This is a genomic window from Tamlana crocina, from assembly GCF_012037625.1.
Map to the genome: position 1 here is coordinate 1 of NZ_JAAVJS010000428.1, position 380 is coordinate 380.

A 380-nucleotide genomic window follows, 5' to 3' on the forward strand; every position below is an offset into this window, starting at 1 on the left:
GATCTTTTCAAGTTCAATCGGATTATCCTTAAGTAACACCTTTGAAGCTAAAGTACGGGATTCAGTTGGTGCAGAACCACGGAAAGTAACCCTGCTGAACAACCTTAACGTGAGTACCTCTTACAACGTGGCGGGAGATTCTCTTAAGCTCTCCCCTATCAGTATCCGCGGAAGTATTCCGGTGATACAGAATAAGCTTAGCATTAACTTCGGGACCAACCTGGATATCTATGCCCTGAACAACAGTAACAGGCGTATTAATAAATTAAACATAGATAACGGTGGAAGCCTTTTCAGAATGACAAATGCCAATGTGAGCTTTGGATATTCCTTTTCCAGCAGGGATTTCTCTGGAGGGACAGAAAATGTGAATCGCCTGG

At 43.2% G+C, this 380-nt stretch carries 1 protein-coding gene; it reads left to right on the forward strand.

Annotation, left to right across the window (positions count from 1 at the left end; translation table 11 throughout):
* Positions 1–380, forward strand: a 380-nt coding sequence (locus HC176_RS17435) for a putative LPS assembly protein LptD (RefSeq protein ID WP_280818716.1), incomplete at both ends; no start/stop codon positions are given.